This window comes from Intestinibacter sp., assembly GCF_051866655.1.
Taxonomy (GTDB): domain Bacteria; phylum Bacillota; class Clostridia; order Peptostreptococcales; family Peptostreptococcaceae; genus Intestinibacter.
Genome location: NZ_JBJDXL010000189.1, coordinates 1 through 5,092 on the forward strand (window position 1 = coordinate 1; position 5,092 = coordinate 5,092).

Sequence of the window (5,092 nt, forward strand, 5' to 3'; positions counted from 1 at the left end):
TTAACCTCGCTTCTGCTACTATCGTAGCTGGTCATCGTTATGTAATTCGTATTGTTTACAGAGACATTATCGAAGCTCCGGGTCAGTTTACTCATACTTATGAAGTAGTTGCTGCTTCTGAAAGTGCCGCTGATCTTGTAGCTGCTTTCGCTAAGAAGATTAATAAGCACAGCAATCGTCGTGTAAACGCTGTAGTTAGTGGTTCTAAGCTTACTTTGACCGCTATGCCTAAGGACGATAATGAAGGTGTTGATTCTATCACTGAGTATACTACTGTATCTATGGAAGCTACTCTGTATAAGACTATTCCTTCTGCTCTGATCTCTAACTTCCCCGACAAGGTTCCTGGTGCTGTAGTTACTAAGACTCAGGGTAATCCTGGCAAGGGCTACTGGAAGCAGGTACGTGATCTTGAGAAGCATATGCAGGGTTATAAAGGCTTCAAGTTTACTGCTGCTTATCCTGAAGTGAATAGCAAGTTGCAGGTTGTAGAAGGTGCTACTTATGACTACGTTATCGTTGAAAATCAGAACTTGTATCTGAGTAATGATAACCAGTACATTAAGAATACCCCTCTGAGAACTACAGTATTTGTTCAGTCTGGTACTTTGGTAGGTTCTATTGTAGAGAATGGTATTAAGGCATTCATTACCGGCTCTGCTGATTAATAAAGCATTTTAACTAGTAAAATAATCTAAGGGGTAATGGGGGGTTCCCCGTTATCCCTTTTTTCGTATAGATATGAGTATAACAAATAAAAAACTAACAGAAAAATACTTATAGCTGTAGCTAAGTTCTACAGATGCTATACTCGGAGTATACTTAGATAAAGCTAATAACTATAATAATGCTTATAGTTCTATAGCTAGTAAACATAGTTTTATAGCTGAATATTAGACTAATGGAAGTACTTTAAACATAGTATTACCAACTAATATTACTACATTCTTTACTATTACTATTGTTACTGGTAATGAGGTAATAGTATCTATGTATTTAAATGAATTTAGTTTATTTAAGGCTAAGTCTAAGTATTTATAGGTATTTGATAATTGCTGTAACTGTACGTGTAATAATAGTACATGTATAGCGTGCTCTGAAAAGAGTAAACGTTATAATATGTTGACGTATATGCTACGTATTAATTTGTTTTAGTAGAGTTACTTAAATGGTAATGTAGAATTATCTGTAAAGTATTACGTTGATGCGTGTAGAGTATATAATATGGATAATATATCCTTTGAATACAAGAATGTAGATAGAAACTATTATATACAATCAGGTAACCTTACAAAGCTATTTGATACTCTTAACGAATGGATTAAAGGAAACGCTTGCTAGTGTGAAAAGAAGGTATTAGAGAGCTTATTAATTGCTGATCTATATAGTTTAATATTTGGCAATCTAGATCAAACTCCAACCAATCCTTCTACACCAGATATTCCTTCTCAAACAGATTATATGTATTATGGCTATTTGGCTATGAGCGATGTTTCTGAATTTAAAACTATGAGAGATTAGACTCATGATTTCTCGTTACTTAAAGAACAAGAAGTATTAAATGGAGTAAGTAAAAATACTATTAAGAAAGAGTATTTAACATCTAAACAAGTAAACGTTAACACTCCCGAAGGAGGAAGTTGTTTATTTGTACTTATACCTGTTACTTCTAGTAAGAATGGTACTAAATTCGACGGTATCAGCTCTTTTGTACCATTTGCTAAGGCTGGTATCAATGGTAAAGGATTTGAGTCTAATGGTAGTAATATTATTACTATTGATAAAGTTCAGTATAAGATATATGGTGAAAATTCTGTAATAGATGGAGAAACTACAATTAAAATAAGTTAATATGGCGTCAATTAAAGTTAGCGGATCATTATATCCTTCAGTTCCAGATACTCCGTTGGATGAGCGTAGTAGAATAGAAAGCTTGTCTGAATTAGATAGTATCAGAAACCCTCATGAAGGTTTAGTGATCTATGTAAAAGATATAAAGAAAACATACGTAGTTAAGAATGTAAACTACGACGAAGATAATGAGAGATTCTACATTACTGATAAAGACATAAGCTCTATAGGAGGAGCAGAAGTATTCTTCAGTGAAGGTGTAGAACCAGAAGATATTAATACTATATGGGTAGATGATGCTGATTCTTCATCTATGCTAGATGAAACACTGTTTAGTAAGATACGTACTGAACTAAATAAATTAAGTAATAGAATTAGTGATATAGAGTATGCGTTTGATGTTAAATTAGACTCTGGAGATACTACTTATTATAAAGGTTCAGATTTATCTAATATAGCGGGAGTAAGCCCTGAGACAGACTATGATATATAGTTGATGTTTACTTATGACGGTAACACTTTAATGTTTCATAGTACAGATGAATTAAACAGTACTCTACCAAGTAATGTATACAAAGCTACTTTATTTAATGATAGTGAAGTAGTTGGAGAATATTTATTTAGCACTATAGGTGTAACAGCGGATAAAGAATATGTTATAGGGGCTTTAGACAATTTAGAATTTGATTAGTTCTAGATTACAGATTCTTAGGAAGAAGTACTTTATAAGGCTGATTTATCATCTTCTGCGTTACTAGTAGATTCTCCTTCATGGTCTGCTAGACTTTAGCCTAATGTTCATCATATATGCATTAAACGAGCTACTAATACAGCACTATTAGGAGAATACTAGATTCAAGACGGAGAATTTGTGTATTCTACTTCTGATAATAAGCTATATATAGGTAATAATGGCAAAAAGATTCAAGTAAATGGAGGAGGAACGTCTTCAGATAATATAAGCGCTTAGTACATTGATTTATTATCTGAAGATAATGTAACTACTTATAGAATAACTATAACTGCAGATGGGCAATTAGTAATAACAAATAAAGCTTTAATAGACGACGATACTCCTAGTCAAGTACCAACATCCGGTGAAAATTTAAAAGGGCTAATGATAAGTATGGCTTATGCTGGTCCTTCTGAAGCTAATGCTACTACTCGAGGTTGCTGCAGTCATAGCTTTATAGAGTTATATAACGGTTATCCATCAGATATTAATCTAAAAGGATGTTCATTGTAGTTAGGTACTACTAGTTGGACTAAAGTTATACCTTTAAGTGGTACTATACCTACCGGCTGTTGTTATTTAATTAGACTTAATCCTGTAGCAGATCCTAGTACTGCTGCAGTAAATATAGACAAATATGACTTAGATGCTTATGCAAATGATAATGAAATTGTAATTACCTCTGAAGGCTTTAAAGCATATTTGTGTGTCGGAGGATCTGTAGCAACTTATGAATCTCCTTATGACTAGAATACTTCTAGTGTTCGTTCTGATGTAATGGGTTATATAGATCTAATCGGTTTTAGAGATAAAACTACATCTAAAGCTATAAATGGAGGAGAGTTTACTTTAGGTTCAGAAGCTCCTAGATATCTAAGTAATACTAGAGGAGTATATAGAAAAAGATTAGCAGATAAATTATATAGTACAAATTTAGGAGATTCTAATGTAAATAGCAAAGACTTCTTGCCATTTGACTATAATGTAACAAATAGTCCTATTACCAATACGTAGATGGTAGATAGTACTAAAGTGTATAAACCTTATTGTGTAGCAGATGGTGTAAAGAGTCTATATTACAATAAGACAAAGTTTAATAGAAATAAACCTAATATGCCTACTTTCTCTATAGGAGAAACCCCTGATGTTAGAACTTTTAACTGGATAAGTCTAGACAACCACGACGAGTATCTATACTATAGAGAATACAACGATGATGCGTGGACTGAAGTGTTAGCAGATCAAACTCCTAATTACGGCAGATAGACAATAGTAGGAGAAGATGGTTCTATATTCTATGTACACAAAGTAATACTAGCTGGCCTTACTATGGGTATATATGAATGGAAGATTGTAAGAAAAAATACTACTTATGAATCTGATACATATACTTTTGTAGTATCTGAATCTAGTTTAGATAGTAACGGTAGTTTCTAGTTCTGTCAAGTATCTGATTAGCAAGGTTGGATATTTGAAGAATATGAACCGTGGAATTTAGCGGCTATAAAGGCTTTAGATCCTACATCAGACAATTAGGGAGTATTACCTCAAGATCCTAGAGATAATGACTTTATACATTTCTTAATAAATACTGGCGATATGACTCAAAATGGTATGAGACCGTCTGAGTGGTTAGATTATTATAATCAAGCTAGTAGTTACCTTCCTAATATAGCACAGATGAATACTGTAGGCAATAACGATCTATGCCCTGGAAAGAAGAGTGACGGAACAGTTGGATAGAAAGTAGATCCTACTACTTTTGAATATTTCTATACGTATTAGTATTCTACAGATGAAACTGAGGCTTCTAAACAGAAGATAACTATAGACGGTAAAGAGTAGTTTATGAAGTCAGTATATTCATTTGATTACGGTTGTGCTCACTTTGTATGTATAAATTCAAATAATTATATAGAAGAATAGAAAGCTTGGTTTGAATATCACATGCAGCAAGTAAAAGCTAGAGAAGTACAACCTAAATGGTTAATAGTATATACTCACGATGCTCCGTTTAATATTATGGTAAAGAGACCAGGCTGGACTGGAGATAGTAAGTTCTTAGCTTCTTGGTCTAGTGTGGGTTAGAGTGGTATGAGAGATACTGGATTAAATCAATAGAGTACTGGAGATCCTGAGAAGATGTTTACATGGTCTAGACTGTTTGAAAAATATGGAGTAGACTTAGTATTGTCTGGTCATAAACACACATACTCTAGAACTTATCCTTTAATTGAAAATACTACAGATCCTGATATAGAAGATAGTTCTGTAAATACAAAGAACGTTTAGGTTAATCCTTGGAGTCCTACTTTTACCACAGAAGGTAGAACTATAACAGTTGGTGATGAGACTAAAAAAGGTATAGTATATGTAATGTGTTAGGCTACTGGTTATAAATTGAGATCTAATAAAGATGTTCCAGTTCCTGGAATACCTTGGTTAGCTTCATATTATGCTGGAAGAGTTAGTGGGTCTACAATAGGAGTAAATTCAGATCAAGAGAAT

The 5,092-nt window shown here is 33.3% G+C and carries 9 protein-coding genes; 8 read left to right on the top strand and 1 reads right to left on the bottom strand.

Annotated features, from left to right (window positions below; genetic code table 11):
• A partial coding sequence (locus ACI3VO_RS05850; protein WP_439757010.1) for a hypothetical protein occupies positions 1 to 668 on the top strand: 668 nt, incomplete at its 5' end.
• An 855-nt stretch (positions 669 to 1,523) separates the two neighbouring features.
• Here ACI3VO_RS05850 and ACI3VO_RS05855 read toward each other — a convergent pair.
• Complete coding sequence (locus tag ACI3VO_RS05855) at positions 1,524 to 1,736, bottom strand: hypothetical protein (RefSeq protein ID WP_439757011.1); 213 nt, start codon at positions 1,734 to 1,736, stop codon at positions 1,524 to 1,526.
• 116 nt (positions 1,737 to 1,852) lie between these two features.
• Between ACI3VO_RS05855 and ACI3VO_RS05860 the strand changes: the two genes are divergently transcribed.
• The 7 genes from ACI3VO_RS05860 (at position 1,853) to ACI3VO_RS05890 (ending at position 4,876) form a co-directional block, all read left to right on the top strand.
• Entirely contained in the window at positions 1,853 to 2,344 is a 492-nt protein-coding gene (locus ACI3VO_RS05860; protein WP_439757012.1) for a hypothetical protein, read from the top strand.
• On the top strand, positions 2,345 to 2,542 hold the full coding sequence (locus ACI3VO_RS05865) for a hypothetical protein (protein ID WP_439757013.1): 198 nt from the start codon (positions 2,345 to 2,347) through the stop codon (positions 2,540 to 2,542).
• 819 nt (positions 2,543 to 3,361) lie between these two features.
• Positions 3,362 to 3,598, top strand: a complete 237-nt coding sequence (locus ACI3VO_RS05870) for a hypothetical protein (protein WP_439757014.1) — start codon at positions 3,362 to 3,364, stop codon at positions 3,596 to 3,598.
• Entirely contained in the window at positions 3,599 to 3,850 is a 252-nt protein-coding gene (locus ACI3VO_RS05875) for a hypothetical protein (RefSeq protein ID WP_439757015.1), read from the top strand. It abuts the gene before it with no gap.
• Between the two features lie 333 nt (positions 3,851 to 4,183).
• Positions 4,184 to 4,327, top strand: a complete 144-nt coding sequence (locus tag ACI3VO_RS05880) for a hypothetical protein (RefSeq protein WP_439757016.1) — start codon at positions 4,184 to 4,186, stop codon at positions 4,325 to 4,327.
• A 204-nt stretch (positions 4,328 to 4,531) separates the two neighbouring features.
• Positions 4,532 to 4,672 carry a hypothetical protein gene (locus ACI3VO_RS05885; protein WP_439757017.1) on the top strand — a complete coding sequence of 47 codons (141 nt, stop codon included), beginning with the start codon at positions 4,532 to 4,534 and terminating at the stop codon, positions 4,670 to 4,672.
• A gap of 54 nt (positions 4,673 to 4,726) precedes the next feature.
• Positions 4,727 to 4,876: a hypothetical protein gene (locus ACI3VO_RS05890; protein ID WP_439757018.1), complete on the top strand. Its 150-nt coding sequence runs from the start codon at positions 4,727 to 4,729 to the stop codon at positions 4,874 to 4,876.
• The last annotated feature ends 216 nt before the right edge of the window (positions 4,877 to 5,092 follow it).